Raw genomic sequence first — 22,804 nt, forward strand, 5'->3', positions numbered from 1 at the left:
TGTTTGTTTGGCACAAATCGTCAAGCGATGAGGTAACCGTTCACTTAATTGTGGGGGTTACCTCTTTTTATTTTGCGTAGAGAACGATTCAAGAATGTTGCGGGATAAAGATTCTTTTTTCCCGTAGGAGTCACGGGAAGCGAATCTTTTAGACAGATGCGTTTTTGTCGAATGCCGTTCTCGAACAGATCGGATTAGATTGCAGATAGACAAAGTACAGTGCCTTGAACGATTCAAGAATGTTGGGGGATGAAGATTCTTTCTTCCCGTGCTTTCCTCGGGCGAGGCGCAAGCCGTTGCTACTTGATCCTATCCGGATAAGTAGCAGGGTCTCGCTTGCCTCTGACAGCGCAAGAATTTCTTGCGCTTTTTCCCGTAGGAGTCACGGGAAGCGAATCTTTTAGGCAGGTGCGTTTCTGTCGAATGCCGTTCTAGAACAGATCGGTTAACGCGTGTCTGAGCTTCCATAGAAGTGAGAACGCCAATCGATAAGATGTAGCGCCTTAAACGGAAATAGGGATAACTTGAACAACTTGCTTCGAAAACGGTGAGACGCTTGAGGGAATCAGTGAACCTTGAAAAGGTTCACGAGCAAGCAAGGGGAGACCCTGCAGCTTTTGTAAAAAGCGAAGCGGCTTCCCGCTTGCCCCTAAGCAAGCGAACCGTGGTAGAAGCGAATGTTGTTCAAAACCCACGAGGTCAATGTACTGAATGTTGTTCAAAAAAACGCACTTTTATGTGACCGCGAAAAAGACTTTCTAAAAAAAATATCAGAATAACGGTTGACGAAAGCCTGGAAAAAAGAGAGAATGAGAATGTTCTCAATGAGAATGAATATCATTATCTTTACAAGGAGACTACGATGTCGATTATGATTTGGGGAATCCTCCTCGTATGTGTCTCGATTGGCTCCATGTTTGTTGGTGTCGCTGACCTCGATTTAACAGAAATTTTATCTTGGAGCGAGACGGAATGGGAATTGTTCTTGATGAGTCGGATACCACGACTTTTAAGTATCTTATTAGCTGGAGCGGGTATGAGCATTGCGGGATTGATCATGCAACAAATTACACAAAACCGCTTCGTTTCACCGACAACGGCGGGAACGATGGATTTCGCGAAACTCGGAATCGTCGTTTCAATGATTGGCTTTAGTGATGCACATCCACTGATTAAGATGCTCATTTCATTTGGATTTGCGTTTGGTGGTTCGCTCTTGTTCATGCGGATTCTCGAACGGATCAAAATGAAGGACGTCATTTTCATTCCTCTCGTCGGGTTGATGCTCGGCAGTATCGTCGGTGCCTTGACGACGTTTCTCGCATTGCGGTTTAACTTGCTGCAAAGCTTAGAAGGATGGATGCAAGGAAACTTTTCGATGATCACAAAGGGACGCTACGAATTGCTTTACATAACTGTTCCGTTGCTGTTCGTCGCTTATCGTTATGCCCACCGGTTTACGATTGTCGGAATGGGCGAAGAATTTTCACAAAATCTTGGTATCTCCCATAAGCGTGTCATGCAGCTTGGGCTGGCGATTGTTTCATTGATCGCTTCAGCCGTGATTTTATCGGTCGGTGTGATTCCGTTTCTTGGTCTGATCGTGCCGAACTTGATTTCGATTTGGTACGGCGATCACTTACGAAAGACGTTACCGTTAACGGCTCTGTTCGGTGCCTTGTTCGTCCTCGTCTGTGACATTGCGGGCCGCCTGTTGATTGCACCGTATGAGATTCCGATTAGCTTGATGGTCGGGACGATTGGCAGTGGCTTGTTCCTCTACCTCTTGTTTAGGAGGGATCGTTATGGCTTATCGTAAACGGTTGATTTGGCTGGGCGTCCTCGCGTTATTATGCATGGTTGGCTATATGACGTTGAACTTACAAGGGGCACTCGGATATGTCATTCCAAGGCGCTTTACAAAGTTAGCAGCGATGCTTGTCACGAGTGTCGCGATCGGGGTCTCGACCTTGATTTTCCAAACCGTGACGATGAACCGGATTTTGACACCGAACGTCATCGGTCTCGATTCACTGTATATGTTGCTTCAAACCGGACTCTTGTTTTTGTTCGGCAGCTCAATCCTGCTTGAAGTCGGAATCGAAGTCCGCTTCGTCGCAACGATTCTTTTGATGGTCGGTTTTGCGATCGTGCTGTATCAATTGCTGTTCCGAGGGGAAGGGCGGAACGTCTACTTCCTTCTCCTCGTCGGTCTTGTCTTCGGAACGTTTTTCGGTAGCATCACCTCGTTCCTTCAACTGCTGATGGACCCGAACGAATTTCAATTGTTGCAAGATCGCTCGTTCGCGAGCATCAACAACGTCGATTCGGACTTATTGATGTTAGCGACAGTCCTCCTCGTCTTGAATACGGCTTGGCTTTGGCGGTATGTCCGCTTCCTCGACGTATTGGCACTCGGACGCGACCATGCGATTAACTTGGGCATTCCGTATGAAAAAATCGTCAAACGTCTGTTAATCATCGTCGCCATCTATATTTCGATTGCAACGGCTTTAATTGGACCGATTACGTTTTTAGGGCTATTGATTGTCAACGTCGCCTATCAACTCATCCCGACGTACCGCCATCACGCTTTAGCGGTCGCGACAGTTTTACTTGGTGTGATTGCGTTAGTCGGGGGGCAGTTGATTGTCGAGCACGTCTTGAACTTCTCGACGACGCTCAGTGTCATCTTGAACTTGATTGGTGGTAGCTACTTTATTTATCTCTTGCTGAAAGGAGTCGACCGATGATTACGATTGACAACATCACAAAACGGTTCGGAACGAAGACCGTCGTCGAAGAGGCAACGTTCACGATCCCGAAAGGTAAATTGACATCCTTCATCGGACCGAACGGTGCGGGTAAAAGTACGGTCCTCTCAATGATTAGCCGTCTCGCGAAAGCGGATGCGGGCGTCGTCACACTGGAGGGGACGGCAATCAGTCAATTTCCGTCAGATGACTTGGCGAAGCGACTGTCGATTTTAAAACAAAGCAATCACCTCGGACTGCGTGTGACGGTCCGTGAGCTCGTCGGGTTTGGTCGTTTTCCGTATTCGAAAGGACGACTGACCGCCCTTGATCACGAGAAAATCGATCGGGCGATTGCATACGTCGGCCTCGAAGAGATGCAAGATAAACAAATCAACGCCCTCAGCGGAGGTCAGAAGCAACGTGCCTTCATCGCCATGGTAATTGCCCAAGATACGGATTATATCTTGCTCGACGAACCATTGAATAACCTCGACATGCGTCATGCCGTCCAGGTGATGAAGTTACTCCGGAAGCTCGTCGACGAGGAAGATAAAACGATCGTCGTCGTCTTACACGACTTGAACTTCGCATCCGTTTACTCAGATCAGATGGTCGCGATGAAAGAAGGACAAATCGTTGCGACGGGTCCGACAGAGCAATTGATGGAACAGTCGTTACTCGAAAACCTGTATGAAATGGATTTAACGTTGGAACAGATGGATGATCATAAAATTTGCCTCTACTATACTTAACATAAGGGAGATCAATTAACATGAAAAAGTGGTTCTTACTCGTTATTGCAATTTGTGTCGTCGCACTCGGTGCGTGTGGAAAAGGAACAAATGAATCAGCCGCTTCAAGCGATGAAAAAATAACAATCAAACATGAATTAGGTTCAACTGAGGTCGTCAAAGACCCAAAAAAAGTCGTCGTCTTTGATTTTGGTGCACTCGATACACTCGATGAACTCGGTGTCGAAGTGGCAGGTCTACCGAAAGAACTCGTTCCAGCCTATCTTAAGCAATATGAAGCAGAGCAGTATACGAACGTCGGAAGTTTAAAAGAACCAAACTTTGAAGCAATCAGTGAACTTGCACCAGACGTCATCCTGATCTCAGCCCGTCAATCGGAAATGTATAAAGAGTTCAGCAAGATTGCACCGACGATTTATGTAGGAATCGATACACAGGACTACATGACATCGTTCAAAGATAACGTCAACATGCTCGGTGAATTGTTCGGAAAAGAAGCAGAAGCGACAGCTGCATTAAAAGAAGTAGATGAAAAAATCGCGGCAGTCAAAGAGGATGCTAAAGAAGCACCTGAGTCACTTGTCCTGCTCGCGGGGGATAAAAGCATGAGTGCGTTCGGACCGGGCTCTCGTTTTGGCTTGATTTACGATGCATTTGGTTTAAAAGCAATCGATACGACTCTTGATCAAGCCGTCCACGGACAAGATGTCTCGTACGAATACATCGTCAAAAAAAATCCGGGCATCATCTTCGTCATCGATCGTGGAGAAGCAATCGGTGAAGGCGCAACGGCGAAACAAGCGATGGACAATGAATTATTGAAAAACGTCGATGCCGTCAAAAATAATAAGGTCGTCTACTTGAGTGGAGACGTGTGGTATCTGTCTGGTGGCGGTATCCAATCGATCGAAAAAATGTTGGAAGAAATCAAAACAGCACTGTAACAGCAAAAAAGCTCAATCCGTGAAGGACTGAGCTTTTTTTCATCAATAGCTTAAAGAATCTTGCCAATCAATCATTTCGTATTTTGCATGAACGCCTGATAGGCCTCAAAGTCATGATAGACGATGGCACGCGGGGGGAAAGAGCTGTTCATCGTCTGATTGACGAGTTGGTTCAAGGCTTGCCGTGACTGACCATAAAAGGTGATGCTCGGTGTCTCCGGTAGTTCCGTGAACTCGAGAGCGTACGACAGGTTGTGCTGGTGGTTTGCCGCATACAACGTATCGACGAGCGTGATGGCGGATAAGCCGTTTCCACCACCGTAGACAGTCCGGTAACTCATTAAGGTCACTTCGCTTGCAAGATCCATCGCCCAGGCACTGACAGGACGTCCGGAGACATCCGTGACCGTAGGAACCAAAACGGAAGAAAGAGTTGCGGTAGCCCTTCCATCGTTGCCCGCTCCTGAAAGGCAGTCAGGATTCGTTGATAAGAAGCGATAACGGCAGATTGATTCGTCGTCCACTCCGGTAAGGCCTACGGTTCGAGATCGACGCTGATTCCATCCGGATGCTGCATCGTCTCACTTTGATACAGGGTAATCCAGGCGAGCGGGTCTTCGGCATTCGGTCGGAAGGTCGCGCCTTCATTCGTAATCCAGCGTGGTTGTCCGAACAGGAAGTAAACTTCAATTCCTGCTGCATGCGCGGCCTCGACGAATGTTCGATAGAGAATCAGGTCCCCCTCCACAGCAACATGAAGATAGACACGCTTCATCTGCCGGTTGGCGAGCTGATTAATTTTCACGGGGATGGACGCTTCCGGAATCGACCACATCACCGTATGGCGCGTGACGGGGAGAGCGGCTTGACCGCTTGACGGCAGCAACAGACTGAAAAACGAGACGCAGACGAGACTGACGAGAAAACTAGTGTTCACTCCTTCTGCATGGTACTCCTACTATCGGTTCGTTTGCTTAAAATAGGTATCCATCAATAGTCTTTGAGACTATTGCATCAGTTCAAAACCTAGACATTTCACATTGTGAAGTGTATATTAGAAGTTGTTGCTTGACCTCGGAATTACCATTAAAAAGGAAGTGATGCCACAATGCCGTTGTGGAAAAGAAATTTAATCGTCGTGTGGATCGGGAGTTTTTTGACTGCCGCTGCACTCAGTCTCGTTTTACCGTTTTTGCCATTATTCATTGAAGAGCTTGGCGTCGATGGACGTCAGGAGATTACGACCTGGTCCGGGATTGCGTTCGGGGCAACGTTCCTCGTCGCCGCAATCGTCTCACCGATTTGGGGACGCCTTGCCGATAGAAAAGGACGGAAATTGATGTTACTCCGGGCAAGCCTCGGCATGTCGATTGTCATGTTTTTAATCAGTTTTGTGCAAGATGTGTATCAGCTTGTTTTCTTACGGCTCGTCATGGGAGCGGTCTCCGGATTCATTTCAGCCGGAATCACCTTGATTGCTTCTCAAACCCCGAAAGAGAAAAGTGGCTGGGCGCTCGGTACATTGTCGACCGGTGGGATTGCCGGTGGGTTGCTCGGACCTCTGATTGGAGGATTCCTTGCCGACATGATTGGGCTTCGACCCGTTTTTCTCTTTACGAGCGTACCGTTATTTTTGACGTTCCTCGTGACATATTTCTTCGTCAAAGAAGAATTCGTCCCGCTCGAAGTCAAAAAAATGGCTTCCGCGAAAGAAATCATTCAATCACTCCGTCATCCGGAGCTCATCTTGAGTCTATTCTTGACGACGTTCTTGATTCAGTTCGCAGCGCAATCCATCAGTCCGATTCTCTCGCTTTACGTGCGAGAGCTGAGTCCCGGAACGGAACGACTGGCGTTACTGTCGGGTATCGTCGCCTCAGCACCCGGGATTGCGGCATTGATTGCTGCCCAGCGGCTCGGACGACTGTCCGACAAGATTGGGGCGGAACGTGTCTTGTTCGTTGCCTTACTCGTCTTTGCCGCCTTCTTGATTCCGCAAGCGTTCGTCACGGATACGAGTCAATTGATCGTCTTACGGATGGGAATCGGATTTGCGACAGCGGCCTTGATGCCATCGGTCCAAGCACTGCTTCGTAAACACACACCAGCCAATGCGTCCGGACGAATCTTCGGTTACAATCAATCGGCCCAATTCATGGGAAACTTCCTCGGACCGCTCGCCGGTGGTCAAATTGCCGGTCATTTCGGTTTTGAAGCGTTGTTCCTGTTTACCGGTTTGATCGTCATCACGAATGCTGTCCTCGAACGGACGCAAACAGCGGTACTCAGTAAAAAACATTCCTAACACGGAACGCCTCTCCGGTCAGTAACCGGGAGGCGTTTTTTTCATGTCAACGAAAAGAAGTCATCGAGTTTTTGTTGCTCCGAGTGTTCGAGTGCCTTCATCAAAAGGATGGACTGGGCACGTACTTTATAGTCGGCAGAATAATGGAACAGTCCATTGTCGAGTTCCGTGATCGCAAGCGGTTCGATGATCGTCCGTGGATGATCGACATCCTTCAATCGTAACGACAGCTCGATTTGGTGGTCGACGGGCAAGTGAATCAAAGCTTGAATAGTTCAATCAAGAGCTAGGACTTTCGGTTCAACTATTGTTCTCATTACCTTTTTTTGAAAAAAACTCATAATTCAACAGAACCTGACCGATATACTAAACATAAGAGAATTGAACATTAAGTCAATGAGGAGACAAAAACATATGTTACGAGGAATGTACACGGCGTCTGGTGCGATGCAGGCGTTACAGCGGCAACAAGAAATGTTAAGTAACAACCTGGCCAATGCGCGGACGCCTGGCTTCCGCGCCGATCAAGCATCGCTCCGGACGTTTCCGGAGATGATGATTCAACAATCAGGCGTCAATGAACGAACGGGAATTCAATCAAGAGGGACGGTCGGCACGCTCGCGACAGGTGTCTTCATGCAGGCAGCGACGCCGAACTTTGCCCTCGGTTCGATTACGGAAACGGGCAACGCGACGGATCTCCAAATCAGTTCACGGGACGGATCCGCCCTCTTTACCGTCTTACATACGGATCCGCTGACAGGTGGGGAAGAGACGCTTTACACGACGAACGGCCAATTCGCCGTCGGGCAGGATGGTTTGCTCCGGACGACAGAAAATGATCTCGTCCTTGATGCAAACGGTCAGGCGCTGAACGTCGTCAATGAAGACTTCGTTGTCAGCGCAGACGGAGCGGTGACGGACGGAAACGGACAAGCAATCGGAAACCTTGGACTTGTCGTAACGGATCAACCGGAAACACTCGAGCGGACAGGCAACGGTTTATTCCGCTCTCCGGCAGCACTTGCCGCGGGAGACGTCAAAGTCGACCAAGGCGTGCTCGAACTCGGGAACGTCGAAATCGAGCAGACGATGGCTGAGATGAACAGTGGACTTCGTCAGTTCGAAGCCAATCAAAAAGTCATTCAAGCTTACGACCGGACGGCTGAAAAAGCTGTTTCTGAAATCGGTCGCGTTCGTTAATCGGAGGAGGAAGTCATGCAATCACTTTATACATCAGCCAGTACGATGGCTCAATTACAAAAACAACTCGATACGACCGGGCATAATCTCGCGAATGCGAACACGAACGGCTACAAGCGTCGTGATGCACAGTTCAATGAGTTACTCGTCCGCAACATCAGCAACACACCGGGCGGCTTGGAAACAGGTCCTTTGACGACGCCGGTCGATCTTCGTCTTGGTGTCGGTGGGTATGTCGCGAACGAAGCGACACGTTTTACCGTCGGTGCTTTTCAAACGACCGGACGGAATTTGGATGCGGCACTCGGTAATCCGCATCACTTCTTTGGTGTCATCGATGCAGACGGTGTGACGAAATTCACGCGGGACGGCAACTTTGAGTTATCACCGCAAGGCAACGGACAGATGTTGTTGACGGATGATGCGGGACGCTCCGTTATCAATCAAGCGAATGATGCCATCACCTTACCGGAAAATGCGACGGCGATTGAGCTGAACAAAGATGGCAATATCACAGGTGTCCTCAACGGAGAACGTCGTGTCCTTGCCCGAATCGGTGTCGCGGATATTCCGAACCATGGCGAGTTGACGGATGTCGGCGGTGGACTCTATACGGCGACCGGGCAATATCAAAATGCTCAAGGGAACCCGTTGACGGTCGGGACGCTCGAGTCCTCGAACGTCGACATGGGGACGGAAATGACGAACTTGACGCAAATTCAACGCGCCTATCAGTTTAATTCGAAAGCTTTGATGACGACCGATCAGATGATGGGAATCGTCACATCACTCAAATAACGCATCTGCTAAAAGCCGCGCCTTCCGGAATCCGGAAGGCGCGGCTTTCTGATGGAGTCATTTTTTTAAGCTCAGGTAGACCGCTGCCATATCTAAATCGGCTTGGTCTCCCGTGTTCGCCTGTTCATACTGTTCATGTGCTGCTTCTGCCAGCGGTAAACGTAACGTGTACCGTTTCGCGGCGTCCGTGATCAACCCCAAATCCTTCGCCATCAACCGAAGCGGGAAAGCAGGGGGGAACTCTTCTGTTCGGTACATGTCCTGTTTGCCTTGGAAGAGCGGTGTATTCATGCCGGACAAGGAAATCATCTGGATGAGTTTTTCTTTGTCGAGCCCGGCCGCTTCTCCGAGCAGGAACGTTTCAGCAAGTCCCTCACCGACGATGCCGAGCAGGAGATTGATGGCAAGTTTTGCTGCGCTGCCTGTTCCGTGGTCACCGAAATGGATACTTTCTTTACCGAGAACATCGAGATACGGCCGGCATGTCGCAAGTGTCTGTTTGTCACCACCGACGAGCATGACGAGCTGGCCGGCTTCTGCGACACCGACTGAACCAGAGACGGGAGACTCGAGATAGGCGGCACCGGCGCGTTCGATAAGTTGCGCTGCCTGTGTTGATTCCTCGGACGAAATCGTACTCAAGTTGACGACGATTTTGTCCGTCAAGTCGCCTGCGAGCAGCCCGTCTGTTTCGTGAAGGACATGATCAATCGCTTTTCCGTCTGCGAGCATGATGAAGATGATGTCCGACTGTTCGACCAGTTCGCGTGGTGAGCGAAGCGACGTTGCGCCTTCCGCGACGAGCGGTGCTGTCTTACTTTCTGTTCGATTGTAGACGTGTAACGGGTGTCCGGCACGGCGAAGGCGTAACGCCATCGGGATACCCATATGACCTAATCCTATCCAACCAAGTTGCATCTGTCTGATTCCTCCTGTATGTGTAGAGTCGCTTTAGCTATTCCCTTTTAGAACCTTATGTTAAACGCGACGTAAGCGGTGTTCTTCTTACCGGCAGACCGTGTTTCACCCGTCCTTGACGGAACCTGAACATGAACAGGTCGTAAAAACCCCCGCGTCTTAGTGGACACGGGGGTAAAGACTCATTCAGTTTCGTACGTCAAGATGGTGGAAATGACAGCGACCGGAAAACGAATCGTAAAGGTCGAGCCGACACCGACAGTCGATTCAACATCAATCGTTCCGTTATGGTGTTTGACGATTTCTTTACAAATCGATAGACCGAGACCCGTTCCACCAATTTTGCGTGTCTCTGAGTTGTCGACCCGGTAAAACTTATCGAACAACTTCGACATCGCTTCTTGCGGGATGCCCATTCCTTCGTCGTGAATCTTGATTTCAGCGAAACCATCCTGGTGCTGGACTTCGATTGAAACCGTTCCGCCGTCAGGAGAATACTTGATGGCGTTACTGAGTAGATTGTTTAAGAGCTGTTTAATCTTTTCGCTATCGGCGTCAATCATGATCGGTCCGTTACCTGCGAACACTAACGTATGTGTCGTGTGCGAGGCACCATAGAAGTCGGTCACGTCATTTGCGAGTTCGACGATGTCGAACGTCGACATCTGATAACGTTGCTCACTCGATTCCATACGCTGGACGTCGAGGAAGTCGTTGACGAGGGTCGTCAGGCGACCTGTTTCCGAGTGAATCGTCTGCAAGTACTTTAGCTGACGTTCTTCTTCAAATGATTTGTTGAGCATCAATTCCGTGAAACCGTAAATTGATGAGAGCGGAGTCCGAAGTTCGTGCGAGACGGTCGAGACGAACTCTTCTTTCATCCGGTCCGACTCCGTTTCTTTCGTGACATCCCGTAAGACGAGCATCGTTCCGACCCAAACGTTATTGATTTGAATCCTCTCGGCGTAAATTTGGATATAGGCACTGCGCGCGCGAATCGAGACGACGAGACTATCCTTCGGCAAGTTCTGCTCGACGATTTGTTCGATGTATTGTTCGAACGGTTCTGCTTCATCGATGATGGAAGACAAGGCGGACATCGCTTGACGGAAAGAGGAAAGATTACTTTCATCCTGATGTTCCGTCTGAATTTCCGGGAACAGCTTCATCAACGGTTCGTTGACGAGCAGTTCATCTGATTCATGTTCGATGTAGACGACGGCTTCCCGGATCGAGTTCAACAGTTGTCCTGTTTTGTTCTTTTCATGAATCATTTTTTCGTAAATCCCCATCCGCATCAACGAAAGTGAGAGCTGGTGCGAGAAGGAAAGGATATCGCTCATCTGCTCCGGCGTGAAGGCGTCACGGTACCGGACGAGATAGATGCAGGCGATGATTTTTTCTTCATTCGGATCAAGGATCGGCACGGCGACTTCATACATGTAGTACGGATACGGAAGCGGACTTTCGTGTGCGACCTGTTTAGACGAGTGCACCGGACGTTTTAAGACACGCGCCCGGTGGAACAACGATTGATCTTCGTGGATCAGTTGTTCGACCATATCAGGGGTCATCCCGTATTCAATCGTCGAGCGGACATCGTGTTGATCGAGGAACAGCAAGGCTCCGATTTCCGAATGAGTGATTGAGACGAGCTTCTCGATGATTTCCGGATACGCCGTCAATGTTTCGCGGGATGCGAGCGTCTCCGTCAGTTCATTACGATATTTTAGATGTTGTTCGCTTTGCAGGGTGATTTCGAGTGCTTCTTCGAGTTCTTCCTGCTGCGCTTGCAGCTCTTCCTGCTGCGCAACGAGTTCCTCTTGTTGTGCTTGCAACTCTTCATTCTTCGCCAGCATATGGACTTTATTATCCGCAATCGATGCTGCCATTTGATTGAAGGATGCGGTTAACATGTGTAATTCATCGCGTCGTCTCGGTAAGGGAAGTTCTTTGACGTCTTCACCACTTGCGAGTTGTGCACTGTCCCGAGACAACGAATTAATTTGTTTCGTCACCCGGTTGATGAATGGGCGGACGAGTAAGACAAGAATGATGACGAGGACAAGCAGGTTTGACAGCCAAATGAACTGGGCGATGCGCATTTCATTGAGCAGGCTGGCCTTTGCTTCATCTTCTTCAGTCTGAATGAGGTTTAAATAGTTTGTCAGCAAGGCTTCGATTCCAGCCGTATCGGCTTCACCGTCAATTTGACTGTTTGAGCCTTTTAGCGTTCCGTCAGAATTGAATAATTCGCTCCCGTTCGAAAGCGAAGCGAGCGTTTTCGGATCAACGAACTGCTCGTCGACCGAGCCTTCCTGTTTTTGTTCCACGTATTGACGTAACAAGGGGACGGCAGTACCGAAATAATCGTCATATAAGTTTCGTGTCGCAGTTGCGTATTGATCGCCTTGCGTATAGATGGCGTTTTGCTCGAACCAGGTCGTCAAGCGGTTGATTTCATCTTGGTTTGTTTTGACGGCATTGAGCATCGCCGGTGTTCCGAACAAGAGGTATGATTTTACATTGCTCTGTGCAGCGGACCATTCGTATGCCAACGCGTTCGCATTCGTTCTTCGTTCACGTAAGTCATCGAATGTCGCATCGGTTTGACTGATTTTTTGTTCAGTATACGTATAGACGATAGCGGATGTGATGCTGAGTGCGATAAAGACTGCATAAAAAGCAAACATCAATTGTCGACCAATCTTTTGATTAATCCATTTCACGTTCGAATCCTCCATATTCTTTTGTATATGTACGTAAATGTGTGAAGACATATGTAGATTTTACTCTGCTTGTTAGCAGTCATCAAATTTTAACACGCAAAGATGTAAAAAAAATATTATATTTAGATGACGGTCCAGCTTATTTTTTTTTAGGAGGATTAGAAGCAGCCGGATAAAGGAAAACTAACTGAGTGAAAGCTATCATTATTACGCATAGGGAAGTGACAGAATGCAAAAAATGTTTGAAAACAGGTGGTATCGTGGCGCATGGTGGGTCATGACACTGCTCGTCATCGTCTGGGTCGGCAATCACGTGACCTTTTTATTTCGCCCACTCGCCATACTCGGGCAAATGGTCGTCCCGCCACTCGCAATCGCCGGGATTCTCTATTACGTCCTTTTGCCGATCGTCGAGATGCTTGAGAAGAAGATGAGTCGGCGTCCGGCCGTGATGGTCGTCTTGTTCGGATTGATTGGGATTATGACGGCACTTGGATTTATCTTTGGTCCGTCCTTATCAACACAAATCAGCGAATTCGTCAATTCGATTCCAAACCTCGCGACGGAATTTCAGCGTCAACTCGTCGAAGTCCGGAGTCAGCTTGAAAACAGCAGTATCTTTTCTCGCTTCGTTGGGGGACCGGATGACTTGTTCGATAAATTTTCGACGAATCTCTCCGAGTACGCGTCATCCTTCTTAAAAAATGTCGGGGCAGGGGTCGGCGGGTTTGTCAGCTTAATCACGACGACCGTCATCACAATCATCATCATTCCGATCATGTTGATTTATATGTTGTTAGACGGTCATAAGCTAAAAGGCAATCTGGTTAACATGATGCCGTTTGAATTTCATAAAGAAACGAAGAAAATTTTAGAAGATGTCCATGAAACGATCATGAGCTATATCCGGGGACAGGTCATCGTCAGTATCGGTGTCGGAATCATCGCCTATATCGGATACCTCTTCATCGGCATTGACTATGCGATTTTGTTAGCGATGTTCGCGACATTGACGAACATCATTCCGTTTCTTGGACCAGTCATCGGTGTCATACCGGCCTTGATCGTCGGGTTTATCCAGGATCCGATTCTTGCAATCTATGCCATCATTGTCATGACGGTCGCGCAACAAATCGATTCGCACATCATGTCACCACTCGTTCAAGGAAGGACGCTTGATGTTCACCCGTTGACGATCATCATCGTCCTGCTTGTCGCCGGGAACATCGCCGGCTTCTTCGGGGTCCTACTCGGGGTTCCGTTTTATGCCGTCATGAAAGTTATCATTCTTAACTTGCAACGGCTTTACCATCTCCGGACACAAAAGAAGATGGTCATCACGGATGAGGAAAAGACGTTCGATACCATCATCACAAAAAAAGAATGACTTTTTGAATTATTAACGTCGTTCCTTCATACTAAAGAAGCAGTCTGATGTGTTAGGAAAGGGGTAGTGACAGATGGATCAACGTCAAACAGAAGAACAAGCCGATTTATTAGCCCTGCAAAAGTTTCAGCATAACTTCGAGAACAGCTTAAAGTCGAGCGTCATCTACATTTTACGGGATGGGGCGCTGACGATTGGTGAGATTGAACAGCGAATCGATCAGTCACACAGTCAGATTTTAGAGCAACTTCAAGAGTTGATTGAAGATGGACTCGTGATTCAGCAAATGTCAGAAAAAGTTGATGGATTAGCTTACTTTTTGACAGTTCCAGCAGAAGATTTAATCAGACAATTTAAAGAGTCCATCAAATGGAGTAAACAACACATTACCTTCTAATAAAAAAGGTCATCTTCGAGCTATCAGCTTGAGGATGACCTTTTTTTATTTTGTGGAAATTATATGGGTATAAAAGGATCTTAAATGAATATGGATTTTTATGGGATATTAAGTAATGAAATAAAATTACAATATAAATTAAGAGATTGAAAATAAAAACGGCTTTAATTTATATTTTTAGAGGTAATTAAGCATTAAAAATACTAGATATTAGGTACTATACTTCTATTACAATTGTAAAAAAATGTATTTTTTATTAGTAAAACCCTGCATAATGATGGGTGTAAGGTAATTTTTCTCAAGAAAAGGAGTGTTCAAATGAACAAGAAAACGCCTGATTTCCGAAAGAAGATGAACCGACACCACAGAAACCACACCAAACGCTTGATCAAACTACTCACAGCCTCCTCACTGGCACTATCCCCAATTTCATTTACTTACACCAAGACAGAAGCATCTGAAAAAAAGTTTCAGCCGCAACAGCAACAATTTGCCTCATCCATTAAAAATTCATTAGCACTTGCTCCAGTAAATCGAGTGAGTCTAGCGGATGTACAATTATTGACAGATGTACAAGTCCGAGCGAATTTAACAGAACAATTAGAAAATTATAATTTAGCACTTGGTTTAACGGGCCGAGGATTGGCCGATGCAGAAATTTTGTCGCCAGAACGTGTCGCCGTCTTTAATATTCCGGATCTCGCGGGCAAAATGACGGCGAACGGCAATGCCGACGTGAGCGTAGAACTATTGCCAATCACACTGGAAGACTTGCCGACGCTTAAAGGTCAACTTGATCCTTTAACGACGAGTGTCAATGGCCTTGTCGGAGATTTGGTCACTGAAATTGACATAATTTTAGACAACCCGCTGACAAGCCCGCTTTTAAATGTCCAAGGATTAAATGAACTAGAAGATGCGTTGGCTGCACTCAATAATTTGGACGTAGCATTGTCTGATTTGCTTGACTACAATGGGCAGGCCCCGGTGACTGTCAATGCTGATGGCACGATCGTTGTCAATTTCAGCGATGGATTAGGACAACATCTTGAAACTGCAGTCCAGCAAGTAGTGCAACAAGCGCTACAAGACTTAGTGGATGCAATTACGAATCTTCAATTGACGGGAATATTAGGATCATCACTGAACTTTGTGCTAACTCCTGTAAAAGAGTTGTTACCATCTGTTAATGGCTTACTAACAGCAGTCGCGAACGATACGGTCAACTTATCGAATGAACTAGTCGGCGTTCAGGTTCTTGGACCGACGACGGTCGACTTAAATGTGCTCGTCGACAAGCCAGCGGGTGTTGATGGTGAAATTGTCGTTACGGGATCAGCCGTCAGTACTACAGTGATTGATGCTGAGTTATTAAGTGATTTAGATGGTCAAACGACGATTGTGTTTGATGAAGAAGGCGATGCGGACGCTGACGCCGATGCGGATGCTGACGCCGATGCGGATGCTGACGCCGATGCGGATGCTGACGCCGATGCGGATGCTGACGCTGATGCGGACGCTGATGCGGACGCTGATGCGGATGCCGATGCTGATGCCGATGCGGATGCCGATGCTGACGCCGATGCGGATGCGGATGCCGATGCTGACGCCGATGCGGATGCGGATGCCGACGCCGATGCCGATGCGGATGCGGATGCCGACGCCGACGCTGATGCTGATGCTGACGCGGATGCTGATGCCGATGCGGATGCGGATGCGGATGCCGACGCCGACGCTGATGCTGACGCCGACGCCGATGCTGACGCTGATGCCGACGCGGATGCGGATGCGGATGCGGATGCGGATGCGGACGCGGATGCGGACGCCGATGCGGATGCGGATGCGGATGCGGATGCGGATGCGGATGCGGACGCGGATGCGGACGCCGATGCGGATGCGGATGCGGATGCGGATGCGGACGCTGATGCGGATGCCGATGCTGATGCCGATGCGGATGCCGATGCTGACGCCGATGCGGATGCCGATGCCGATGCGGATGCCGATGCGGATGCGGACGCCGACGCGGATGCCGACGCCGATGCGGATGCTGACGCTGACGCCGATGCGGATGCCGACGCCGACGCCGACGCGGATGCTGATGCGGATGCCGATGCCGATGCGGACGCCGATGCCGACGCGGATGCCGATGCGGATGCGGATGCCGATGCCGACGCCGACGCGGATGCCGATGCCGATGCGGATGCGGATGCTGACGCCGATGCGGATGCCGACGCTGACGCCGATGCTGATGCCGACGCTGATGCTGATGCCGACGCTGATGCTGATGCTGACGCTGACGCCGATGCGGATGCTGACGCCGATGCTGACGCCGACGCGGATGCCGATGCGGACGCCGATGCCGACGCTGATGCCGATGCGGATGCTGATGCCGATGCCGACGCCGACGCGGATGCCGACGCTGACGCCGATGCGGATGCTGATGCCGATGCGGATGCTGATGCCGATGCGGACGCCGACGCGGATGCTGACGCCGACGCGGATGCTGACGCCGACGCCGATGCGGATGCCGACGCTGACGCTGATGCCGACGCCGATGCGGACGCGGATGCGGATGCCGACGCGGATGCTGACGCCGATGCCGATGCGGATGCCGATGCGGATGCCGATGCTGACGCGGATGCCGATGCTGACGCCGATGCGGATGCCGACGCTGATGCGGATGCCGACGCCGATGCGGATGCCGATGCGGACGCCGACGCGGATGCGGATGCCGATGCGGATGCTGACGCCGATGCGGATGCCGATGCGGATGCCGACGCGGATGCTGACGCCGATGCTGACGCCGACGCCGATGCAGATGCGGATGCTGATGCTGACGCCGACGCGGATGCTGACGCCGACGCTGACGCCGACGCGGATGCGGATGCTGATGCGGATGCCGATGCTGACGCGGATGCGGATGCGGATGCGGATGCGGATGCGGACGCCGATGCCGATGCGGATGCCGATGCCGATGCGGATGCCGATGCCGATGCGGATGCCGATGCGGATGCCGACGCCGATGCGGATGCGGATGCCGATGCGGATGCGGACGCCGACGCCGATGCGGATGCTGACGCCGACGCGGATGCGGATGCCGATGCGGATGCGGATGCCGATGCTGACGCCGATGCCGACGCCGACGCGGATGCGGATGCCGACACCGATGCTGATAAAGACGGGGATAAAGATCAAGACCATGTTGTTGTTCCAGCACCAACAAACAAACCAACCCGTCCAATCAATACGGGAGTGATCAGTAAACCGACGATGCCGTCGAACTTAGGGGTTGTACAGAAAAAAGCGTCTGTACTTTCGAAACCGGTAACCCGACCGATTGCAAGTAAGCTTCCGAACACATCAGAAAATCTTTTCCTTGTTTCAATGATGGGTATGTTGGCGGTAGTAACCGGATTGTTTGCAAAACTATTCCGTCGCCGTCCCCAGCAATAAGCAGACCGATTAAATAACAGTCATTGTAGCGGAGGGGAAACTCTCTGCTGCAATTTTCATTATTTTTGAAGGGGTGACTTCGGATGGAATTGATGAACCGGATAGAACGAATCGAAGAACGAGTTTTCGCGCTAATGAAAGAAGATCAGGCAACTTACTTTTTAAATCAACGCCTCACCGTTTTTCTATCAGTCGGGACGAAGAAACGCCGTGCACGGGTCCATACATTTCGTGGGAAACGAATGGCGAGTATCTTTCAAAAAATCAAAAACTTCTTACTTGAACATCCCGTCGACTACGACTGGATTAAAGTAGATGTTGCAAAGAATTTTCATTTTTGTTCATTCGCAGAATTAAACGATCAACTTCGTGCAACACGTAAGAATTATTTTCGAAGAGGCATCGCTTTTGATGCTCGCTTCACGTGTGCTTTTTTAGAAGAAGAACTAAATGGGAATGCGATGTTGACGCCGGACAAGGACACGCCGGAACTCCGGGTGAATTTGAAGAACATGACACGATATGTTGAACAGCAGCGTCGAAAAATACCCCGCTTCATCTTTACGGATGAAACGAGCTGTATCTTGTTTGAGACGACGAGCGTCTTCAGTGAAGAGGAGCCGATCGTCATCGAAACGACAGGGACAGTGGAAAAAATCAGAGCCTCTCCACGCACCACTCCCTTTGAAATCAAAACGGTCGTCACGCAAGCGAGTGACTACTTAGCTCGCCAAGTTCAGGCGGATGGCCGCTTCATATATGGTTACTTTTCATGTTTTGACAAAACGATTCAATTTTACAACAGCTTACGGCATGCGAGTACACTTTACTCGATGATTGAAGCGTATGCAGTCCGACCGGACGTGACACTTCAACACGCAATCGATCGCGCGAAAAACTATCTCATCGAGCACTTGATCGTTCAACCGAACGAATCGGCCTATGTCGTCGATTGGGAGCAGGATGCGGAAATTAAGCTCGGCGCCAATGCCGCGGCGATCTTAGCGTTGACGAAATACATGACGACGTTCAAGTCGCGTCGCGAACTCGCGCTGTGCCGCGCCCTTGCGAACGGAATTGTAGGGTTGCAGCAGCCGGCAGGCAACTTCAACCATGTGTTATCGTATCCGTCGCTTGCACTGAAAGAGGCGTTTCGGATTATCTATTACGAAGGTGAAGCGACGTTTGCGCTGCTTCGTCTATACGAGCTCGATCGACAAGAACAGTGGTTGACGAGTGTGACGCAAGCGTTCGACTACTTTATCGCGCACGATTACTGGAAGCAACATGACCACTGGCTCAGCTACAGCGTCAATGAACTGACGAAGTATGTCCCGGATGAACGGTACTATCGGTTCGGACTTCAAAATGTCGAACAAAAGCTTGATTTCATTCATCACCGCGAGACGACGTATCCGACGTTTCTTGAGTTGATGCTGGCGGCCCGCGAGATGATCGGCCGGATGCAAGCGGACGGGCAGACGGACTTATTGACGACGTTTCCGCTCGACTGGCTCGAAGCGACGATTGAACGCCGGATGCAGTATCAATTGACTGGTTTTTACTACCCGGAAGTCGCGATGTATATGAAAGTACCGGAGCGCATACTCGGTAGTTTCTACATCCGTCACCACTCCTTCCGCGTCCGGATTGATGATGTCGAGCATAATATCTCCGGGTACTGTCGTGCACTCGAACAAATCCGTCAGGAGGAGGTCGTAAAAGGATGAGACGACACGTCTCGACACTCTTGCTCATCATCGGTGTTCTCCTGTTAGGTTACGTCGGATATCAGAAATTCACGATTGATCGAACGTTGTCCACCGAACTGGAAAAGGCGAAAGCCGTTGTCGTGGAGGCGGAGGAACAGAAGAAGACGGCTGAACCAGAGGCAACGGACACGGAGGCGGTGCCGGTCACGTTTAAAGAAGGCGAGACGCTTGGTTTCTTAAGCATTAAATCGCTCGACATGGAATTACCGCTCCTCGAAGGGGTAACGGACAAAACGCTTGCGAAAGGAGTCGGGCACCACCCGGACACGGCTTTTCCTGGACAGGGTGACCGAATCTTCATCGCCGGGCATAACGATACGACGTTTTCAAAAATCAGTGAGCTCGAACCGGGTGATGAGGTCGAACTCTATTTGGCGGATGGATCATACCGCTATGTCGTGCGGTCGAGTGAAATCGTCGACGATGAAGATACACGCGTCTTGGCAGCGACAGGAACGGAGTCGCTCGTCATCTCGACCTGTTACCCGTTTTATAACATTGCGAACAGTACGGAACGCTATTTGATTTTCTTAGAACCGATTGAGTAGGGGGAGACGGACATGACAAGAATCGGCATATTACGCTTGAACGATAAACCACAATTTCGTGATAAAATCGCCTGTGTCGTCGCAGCATCGATGGGGATTGAAGCGTTTTTCTTCCGGCCGCAGGATATCGACTTTGAGAAGCGGATGATTCGGGGGATGCACTTTTTGGATGACCGCTGGCATAACGGCTTGTGCGAATTTCCGGATGTCGTCTACAATCACCTGCCGTTGACGGACGAGCAAAAAGACATCTTTTCGCGCTTGGCCGACGAGATTCCGTTTACGACACACCGGATCGGCAACAAAAACGTCGTCCTGAAAAAACTTGCGGCTGACGGAACGTTCAAACAATATTTGATTCCGATGCACCGGATTCGTGCCGGGAAGGATTTGATCGCTCTACTGGAACGGTACGGGAAAATTATTTTCAAACCGGCTAACGGCAAGCAAGGGCAACGGATTTATACGATTGAACAGGTCGGCCCGGATCAGTATACGTTCGATTATCTTTTACAAAGTAACACCTGTTCGACAGGACAATTGATCGACCGTATCGAAGAAGAGATTCAACGGAACCCGATGATTGTCCAACCGTTCATCGCTTCGGAAACCATCCACGGACATTCCTATTGTATGCGGATCCATGTCGCAAAAGGGGCGAATGGAACGTGGAAGCTCGTCAAGTTCTTTCCTTTCGTCAGTAACAACAAGCAAGAGTCCGTTAGTCACTTGAGTCACGGTGCCTTTTCGACGACGCGGATGGATATCTTCATGAAGCAAAACTATCCGGAGCAACACGAAGAAATTTCCCGGCAGATTGTGTTGTTCGCCCGTCGCTTCCCGGCATATTTCGAGTCGTTTTATGATTACCCGCTCGATGCGCTCGGCATCGATGTCGGGATTGGAGCGGACGGGAAGATTTATCTGTATGAAGTAAACAGTCTGCCGGGGACGCGTTACGTTGAATTCCAGGCAGAATATTTAGCGATTCAGTACTGTGATTTTTTAGCGAAGCAACCGTACACCGCCAGCAATGGATTGAAGGCGGGCTGGATGAAACAGCGGGTGCGCGCTTAGAGAAGAGGTGACGTGTGAAGACGTTCTTGTTTTATTTGATGACGGCGGCGCTAGTCGTCATCATCCTTGCGAAATTCATGGTCCCGTTGCTCGGTTTTTTCGAGGCGGACGAACCGAAGCCGCAGACGGACCGGACGAGCCTGCGTCTCACGGAAGCCCAGCTAAAACAATTTGATCGGGAAGACCGGATTGGCGTCAGTTACGAGATGGCCGGACTCTCGCTCAAGACGCTTGCCGTCAAGCGGATGGACGCGACCCGTCAAACACCGCTCTTGCTTGTAAACGTTCAAAAAGAAAAAGTCCTACAGGTCGGTGGTGAGGCGAATCGTCTGCTCGCGATTACCGTCAAAATCAAAAATCAATCCGCCGATTCGATTGAGATCGCCCCGAAGCTCGGAGAATACGAAACAGATGGGCGTATCGTGACGATCGCCGATCAGTTTAATGCATTAAATGGAACGTATCAGAGTGGGGAAGAACGAATCGGAATTGTCTTCATTCCGACGACGGAAACGAAAATCAGACCGGGGCGGCTCCATGTATTTTATGAGACGGCGTCCGGGGATAAACAATTACGGATTTCCCTGGACGAAAGGGCAGACTAAAAAGATCTTACGCTCGAATTGAACGTAAGATCTTTTTGTTGTGTTTATTTTTGCGTGACACTAAACGCTTCTGGTGACTCGATGCCTGCTTTATTGACGGCCGTAATGATGAAGCGACCTGTCGCATCTTCCGGAAGCGGGAACGCTTTCCGTTCAATCGATTCCGTTGAACCGAGTTTTTTCCGTTTTCCATCTTGTTCTTGATAGATGTTATACGTCACGACTTCATCGTCTTTTGAAGCATACCAGTTCACGAAGCCACCGCTGATGCGGACGTTGGTTGCTGGTTTTGGTGGTGTGTTGACGGGATCGGATGCTTTCTCATCAAGCTCGGTGAACACGACGAGACGGTTGTCATACGTCCCTGCATTTTGGTCGTACGTACCGATACACGTAATTAAGTTCAAGTTACGGGTATCGGCAGCACCGAAGATTTTTTCGAGTGGGGCATCGAGATGGTCGTACTCGACGAGTTTCTTGACGCGGAAGACGAGCAGGCGTCCAGACTCATCTTTGATTTTAATGGCGTCACCTTTTTTTAGTTCATGCAGCTTGTAGAAGACGGCAGGACCGGTTTTCGTATCCGTATGCCCGTCGATGACGGCATTTCCGACGTCCCCTGGTCGTGGTCCAAATTTATACCACCCGACTTGTTGTTCATTTTTCGGAGTCCCCATCGCTCCTTTTTTATCGAGACCGACCTGTTCGATGTTCGTTTTGACGTCGAGGGCGTCGATCGTCAACGTCTTCGGAAGTTCGACTTCATTGGTCGAGAGGGTCTTAAATTCTTTTTTGAAGATTTCAGATGGTTTGAGTGGATCCTCCTTTGTCTCGGAAGAAGTCGCGGATTGTGAATCAGCCGTACCTTGCGTGATGTTCGTTTCTGTGTCGTTCGTGTTTCCGAATAATAAGAAAATCAGTGTGCCGACTGAAGCGAGCATCAGGACGATACTGATCGGGAATAACCATTTTTTCAAAACACGTCACTCCTTTCCGAGAGGAAGACCTCTCTATGTAAGAAAAAGGATAGTGCCGAGGGCGCTATCCTTTTTAGTATACCCGATTTCTTATGCGTTTTGACGTTTGCGTGCCACGACGATTCCAGCTGCACCGAGTGCAAGACCGAAGAGTGCGAGTGCACCTGTTGTTGCGTTGTTGCT

Annotated in this window: 21 protein-coding genes and 1 pseudogene; 14 read left to right on the plus strand and 8 right to left on the minus strand. The window is 49.5% G+C overall.

Going from position 1 to position 22,804, the window contains the following annotated elements:
• The first annotated feature begins 862 nt into the window (after positions 1–862).
• The 4 genes from KNP98_RS12225 to KNP98_RS12240 are packed head-to-tail and all read left to right on the plus strand — an operon-like array spanning position 863 to position 4,452.
• The gene (locus tag KNP98_RS12225) at positions 863–1,819 is read left to right on the plus strand and encodes an ABC transporter permease (protein WP_088837963.1); all 957 of its coding nucleotides are present in this window, start codon (positions 863–865) and stop codon (positions 1,817–1,819) included.
• Entirely contained in the window at positions 1,806–2,753 is a 948-nt protein-coding gene (locus KNP98_RS12230) for an iron chelate uptake ABC transporter family permease subunit (RefSeq protein ID WP_214767755.1), read from the plus strand. The genes KNP98_RS12225 and KNP98_RS12230 overlap by 14 nt, the downstream gene beginning before the upstream one ends.
• Positions 2,750–3,508 carry an iron ABC transporter ATP-binding protein gene (locus tag KNP98_RS12235; protein WP_214771004.1) on the plus strand — a complete coding sequence of 253 codons (759 nt, stop codon included), beginning with the start codon at positions 2,750–2,752 and terminating at the stop codon, positions 3,506–3,508. Before KNP98_RS12230 ends, KNP98_RS12235 begins: the two co-directional genes overlap by 4 nt.
• Before the next feature lie 20 nt (positions 3,509–3,528).
• Complete coding sequence (locus KNP98_RS12240) at positions 3,529–4,452, plus strand: siderophore ABC transporter substrate-binding protein (RefSeq protein WP_214771007.1); 924 nt, start codon at positions 3,529–3,531, stop codon at positions 4,450–4,452.
• A gap of 71 nt (positions 4,453–4,523) precedes the next feature.
• Here the strand turns inward: KNP98_RS12240 and KNP98_RS16075 are convergent, their stop codons facing one another.
• Entirely contained in the window at positions 4,524–4,976 is a 453-nt protein-coding gene (locus KNP98_RS16075) for a hypothetical protein (protein ID WP_251135178.1), read from the minus strand.
• A gap of 11 nt (positions 4,977–4,987) precedes the next feature.
• A complete protein-coding gene (locus tag KNP98_RS16080) occupies positions 4,988–5,389 on the minus strand; it encodes a hypothetical protein (protein WP_239456769.1) in 402 nt (133 codons plus the stop codon).
• Between the two features lie 171 nt (positions 5,390–5,560).
• On the opposite strand from KNP98_RS16080, the gene KNP98_RS12250 reads away from it, so the two are divergent.
• Positions 5,561–6,757, plus strand: a complete 1,197-nt coding sequence (locus KNP98_RS12250; protein ID WP_088837959.1) for a multidrug efflux MFS transporter — start codon at positions 5,561–5,563, stop codon at positions 6,755–6,757.
• A gap of 41 nt (positions 6,758–6,798) precedes the next feature.
• Here KNP98_RS12250 and KNP98_RS12255 read toward each other — a convergent pair whose 3' ends face one another.
• Positions 6,799–7,020 carry a hypothetical protein gene (locus KNP98_RS12255; protein WP_251132228.1) on the minus strand — a complete coding sequence of 74 codons (222 nt, stop codon included), beginning with the start codon at positions 7,018–7,020 and terminating at the stop codon, positions 6,799–6,801.
• A gap of 151 nt (positions 7,021–7,171) precedes the next feature.
• Between KNP98_RS12255 and KNP98_RS12260 the strand changes: the two genes are divergently transcribed.
• Both KNP98_RS12260 and KNP98_RS12265 read left to right on the plus strand, forming a co-directional pair.
• Positions 7,172–7,960, plus strand: coding sequence for a flagellar hook-basal body protein (locus tag KNP98_RS12260; protein WP_029331728.1), 789 nt, complete (start codon positions 7,172–7,174; stop codon positions 7,958–7,960).
• Positions 7,961–7,975: 15 nt separating this feature from the next.
• Positions 7,976–8,758 (plus strand): flagellar hook-basal body protein, encoded by a 783-nt coding sequence (locus tag KNP98_RS12265; RefSeq protein ID WP_159173323.1) that lies wholly within the window; start codon positions 7,976–7,978, stop codon positions 8,756–8,758.
• A 57-nt stretch (positions 8,759–8,815) separates the two neighbouring features.
• Here the strand turns inward: KNP98_RS12265 and KNP98_RS12270 are convergent, their stop codons facing one another.
• Both KNP98_RS12270 and KNP98_RS12275 read right to left on the minus strand, forming a co-directional pair.
• On the minus strand, positions 8,816–9,676 hold the full coding sequence (locus KNP98_RS12270; protein ID WP_214771010.1) for an NAD(P)-dependent oxidoreductase: 861 nt from the start codon (positions 9,674–9,676) through the stop codon (positions 8,816–8,818).
• A gap of 182 nt (positions 9,677–9,858) precedes the next feature.
• Entirely contained in the window at positions 9,859–12,405 is a 2,547-nt protein-coding gene (locus tag KNP98_RS12275) for an ATP-binding protein (RefSeq protein ID WP_214767749.1), read from the minus strand.
• A gap of 229 nt (positions 12,406–12,634) precedes the next feature.
• Between KNP98_RS12275 and KNP98_RS12280 the strand changes: the two genes are divergently transcribed.
• The 3 genes and pseudogenes from KNP98_RS12280 to KNP98_RS16265 all read left to right on the plus strand — a co-directional run.
• A complete protein-coding gene (locus KNP98_RS12280; RefSeq protein WP_214811551.1) occupies positions 12,635–13,792 on the plus strand; it encodes an AI-2E family transporter in 1,158 nt (385 codons plus the stop codon).
• A 73-nt stretch (positions 13,793–13,865) separates the two neighbouring features.
• Complete coding sequence (locus KNP98_RS12285; protein ID WP_088837952.1) at positions 13,866–14,189, plus strand: winged helix-turn-helix transcriptional regulator; 324 nt, start codon at positions 13,866–13,868, stop codon at positions 14,187–14,189.
• Positions 14,190–14,540: 351 nt separating this feature from the next.
• Positions 14,541–15,536: pseudogene (locus KNP98_RS16265) on the plus strand (adhesive domain-containing protein); the annotation flags it as partial.
• Positions 15,537–15,569: 33 nt separating this feature from the next.
• Here the strand turns inward: KNP98_RS16265 and KNP98_RS12290 are convergent.
• Complete coding sequence (locus KNP98_RS12290) at positions 15,570–17,390, minus strand: hypothetical protein (RefSeq protein WP_214811554.1); 1,821 nt, start codon at positions 17,388–17,390, stop codon at positions 15,570–15,572.
• A 335-nt stretch (positions 17,391–17,725) separates the two neighbouring features.
• On the opposite strand from KNP98_RS12290, the gene KNP98_RS12295 reads away from it, so the two are divergent.
• From KNP98_RS12295 to KNP98_RS12310, 4 genes are read left to right on the plus strand one after another with little or no spacing between them, the layout of a single operon-like run.
• Positions 17,726–19,372 carry a hypothetical protein gene (locus tag KNP98_RS12295; RefSeq protein ID WP_214802871.1) on the plus strand — a complete coding sequence of 549 codons (1,647 nt, stop codon included), beginning with the start codon at positions 17,726–17,728 and terminating at the stop codon, positions 19,370–19,372.
• Complete coding sequence (locus KNP98_RS12300) at positions 19,369–19,962, plus strand: class D sortase (RefSeq protein ID WP_214811557.1); 594 nt, start codon at positions 19,369–19,371, stop codon at positions 19,960–19,962. The genes KNP98_RS12295 and KNP98_RS12300 overlap by 4 nt, the downstream gene beginning before the upstream one ends.
• A 12-nt stretch (positions 19,963–19,974) precedes the next feature.
• On the plus strand, positions 19,975–21,039 hold the full coding sequence (locus KNP98_RS12305; protein ID WP_088837948.1) for a YheC/YheD family protein: 1,065 nt from the start codon (positions 19,975–19,977) through the stop codon (positions 21,037–21,039).
• Between the two features lie 14 nt (positions 21,040–21,053).
• Positions 21,054–21,644 carry a hypothetical protein gene (locus KNP98_RS12310; protein WP_088837947.1) on the plus strand — a complete coding sequence of 197 codons (591 nt, stop codon included), beginning with the start codon at positions 21,054–21,056 and terminating at the stop codon, positions 21,642–21,644.
• 44 nt (positions 21,645–21,688) lie between these two features.
• Here the strand turns inward: KNP98_RS12310 and KNP98_RS12315 are convergent, their stop codons facing one another.
• Together KNP98_RS12315 and KNP98_RS16270 are read right to left on the minus strand one after the other, a co-directional pair.
• Positions 21,689–22,621 carry a class F sortase gene (locus KNP98_RS12315; RefSeq protein WP_214811560.1) on the minus strand — a complete coding sequence of 311 codons (933 nt, stop codon included), beginning with the start codon at positions 22,619–22,621 and terminating at the stop codon, positions 21,689–21,691.
• Positions 22,622–22,711: 90 nt separating this feature from the next.
• On the minus strand, positions 22,712–22,804 hold a 93-nt coding region (locus tag KNP98_RS16270), incomplete at its 5' end, for an LPXTG cell wall anchor domain-containing protein (protein WP_214770648.1).

It is taken from the genome of Exiguobacterium sp. s127, assembly GCF_018618695.1.
In the GTDB taxonomy this organism is placed as follows: domain Bacteria; phylum Bacillota; class Bacilli; order Exiguobacteriales; family Exiguobacteriaceae; genus Exiguobacterium_A; species Exiguobacterium_A oxidotolerans.